At 65.4% G+C, this 2,421-nt stretch carries 3 protein-coding genes; 1 reads left to right on the top strand and 2 read right to left on the bottom strand.

Translation table 11 applies throughout. The features are described 5' to 3' along the window. Positions 1-31: 31 nt before the first annotated feature. Positions 32-472, bottom strand: coding sequence for a DUF2203 domain-containing protein (locus VGQ94_09280; GenBank protein HEV2022710.1), 441 nt, complete (start codon positions 470-472; stop codon positions 32-34). Beyond that, positions 469-1,581 (bottom strand): quinolinate synthase NadA, encoded by a 1,113-nt coding sequence (gene nadA / locus VGQ94_09275; protein HEV2022709.1) that lies wholly within the window; start codon positions 1,579-1,581, stop codon positions 469-471. The genes VGQ94_09280 and nadA overlap by 4 nt, the downstream gene beginning before the upstream one ends. A 269-nt stretch (positions 1,582-1,850) precedes the next feature. On the opposite strand from nadA, the gene VGQ94_09270 reads away from it, so the two are divergent. Next, positions 1,851-2,421, top strand: a 571-nt coding sequence (locus tag VGQ94_09270) for a carboxypeptidase-like regulatory domain-containing protein (GenBank protein ID HEV2022708.1), incomplete at its 3' end; no start/stop codon positions are given.

Below are 2,421 nucleotides of genomic sequence, written 5' to 3'. Positions count from 1 at the left end.
GTCTTACCGGGGACTGGGGACTGGCTACTGACTACTGCTTCTTGCTCTTGCCGGCGCGGGTGATGGTCTCATCGATGGGCTTGCGGTTCTGGAAGCCCTCTTCCTGGCCGTGCCAGTGGGTGATCTGCTTCTCGCCCAGCTTCCAGCAGAGCAGGATGACCTGGTCGCTGACCCGGCATGGGAAGTCGAGCAAGCCGACGTCGAGGTCCTTCACATAGACGCCGGTGGAATCGATCTCGGCCAGCGCGTCCTTCACCCGCTGCAAGGCTTTTTCTTTTTCGGCTTTGCGCACCGCCAGGTGGGCGATGTCCACGCGCGTGCCGCCGGCGAGGAAGATGCGCTGGCTGACTTCCTGGAACTCGCCCTCGATCTTCCCGATGAGCTGCTTGCCCGCGATGGAGCGCCGCAAGAGCGACTCCAGTACCGGCAGCAGCACCTGGGCTTCGTCGAGGGTGAAGGTGCGCTCGCTCATGCCGGGATCTCCAGCATGCGGTCGAGCGCGACTTTGGCCCAGCGCTTCACCTCTGGTTTGACGGTGATGCGGTTCACCACGTTGCCTTCCACCAGGTTCTCCAGCGCCCAGCACAGGTGCTGCGGCGAGATGCGGAACATGGTGGTGCACAGGCAGCCGGAGTCGTCGAGCGTGAGGACCAGCTTGTCCGGGTTCTCCTTGGCGACGCGGTTCACCAGGTGGATCTCGGTGCCGATGGCGAACTTCGAGCCCGCGGGAGCCTGCTCCACCAGCTTCTTCAGGCGCTCGGTCGAGCCCAGCGCGTCGGCTTTCTGGCAGACCTCCCAGCGGCACTCGGGATGGACGATCACCTGGATGCCGGGATATTTGGCGCGGACTTTGTCCACGTGCTCGGGCAGGAAGCGCTGGTGGACGGAGCAGTGTCCCTTCCACAGCAGGATGCGGGCCGCGCGCAGGCGCTCCGGCGTGTTGCCGCCCAGCGGCTGGAACGGGTCCCACACCGCCATGTCGGCGAGCGGGAATCCCATGGCGTAGGCGGTGTTGCGTCCCAGGTGCTGGTCGGGTAGGAAGAAGACTTTGGGCGTCTTGGCGAAGGCCCAGCGGAAGGCGCCGGCCGCGCTCGAGGAGGTGCAGACCGCGCCGCCGCGCTCTCCGCAGAAGGCTTTGATGGCGGCGGTCGAGTTCATGTAGGTGATGGGCGTCATCTGGTCGCCCGAGTCGGCGGTGAGGCCGACCTTCACCAGTTGCTCCCAGGCGTCCTCGACCTGGCCGATCTCGGCCATGTCGGCCATGGAGCAGCCGGCGTTCAGGTCGGGCAGGATCACCTGCTGGCCGGGGCGGCCGAGGATGTCCGCGCTCTCGGCCATGAAGTGCACGCCGCAGAAGAGGATGTATTTGCTCTCGGTGCGGGCGCCCTCCTGGGCCAGCTTGTAGGAGTCGCCGCGGAAGTCGGCGAAGCGGATGATCTCATCGCGCTGGTAGTGATGGCCGAGGATGGTCGCCTGGCGGCCCAGAGTGGCGCGGGCAGCGGCGATGCGCCCGTCCATGGAGTGGTCGGGAAGAGCGAGATAGTTTTCCAGCGAACAGGCGCTGGCGATGGTCGTCGTCACTTCTGGTTCCGCCTTCAGTCCCGCTAAGCGGGACGGAGATGTTGAAAGCATCCACCGGCTCCAGTGGGCTCGCTGGCCCCGCTCGGGGCCCAGCCTACGGGGTTGTTGAAGCCGTGGTTCGTCGTCACTCCTTTAGATGCCTTGCGGCCCAAGGAGCGACACAAAGATTTTCCCACTTACGGGTGGCCGGTGGCAAGCGCCGGGGATATAATCGCCGCGACTTTTTGGCGGCCCGTCGGGTTGTGCCATTTCATCGGGGAGGAATGCACATGAAATTGCGAGTGGCGATTGCCGTAGTGGTGCTCAGCCTGGGAACTCTGGCAGCGCAGACCTTCCGCGGAGGGATCCAGGGAACGGTCACCGACTCGACCGGAGCCGCGGTAGCGGGCGCGGAGGTGACGGCCACCAACACCGGCACAACCCTCAGCCGCACCTCCACCAGCAACGACCAGGGCGATTACTTCTTCAACGAGCTGCCCCTGGGCGACTACACGGTCACTGCCAGCAAGAGCGGCTTCAAGACGCAGGCGGTGAAAGGGGTGAGCGTGGAGGTGAGCGCCAGCCAGCACGTGGACGTCAAGCTCACGCCGGGCGAGATCAAGGAGACCGTGGAAGTCACGGCCCAGGTCCCGCTGGTGGACACCACCAGCAACGTGATGGGCGGGACGATCAGCGGCAAGATGGCCTCCGATCTGCCCATCAGCGGGCGAGACTTCATCAAGCTGATGGTGTTCGTGCCCGGGGCCACGGCGGACGCCAGCGGCGTCTCCGATTCGCCGGGCACGTTCGGGCAGTTCAGCATCAACGGCAACCGCGGCCGCGCCAACAATTACCTGCTGG

The organism is Terriglobales bacterium (assembly GCA_035937135.1).
In the GTDB taxonomy this organism is placed as follows: Bacteria; Acidobacteriota; Terriglobia; order Terriglobales; family Acidobacteriaceae; genus DASYVL01.
This window is presented reverse-complemented; position numbering and strand designations above follow the sequence as displayed.

What these genes read in the sequence shown, in the direction of transcription:
- VGQ94_09280 (HEV2022710.1), bottom strand. Translation starts at nt 472, where the DNA reads ATGAGCGAGCGCACCTTCACCCTCGACGAAGCCCAGGTGCTGCTGCCG.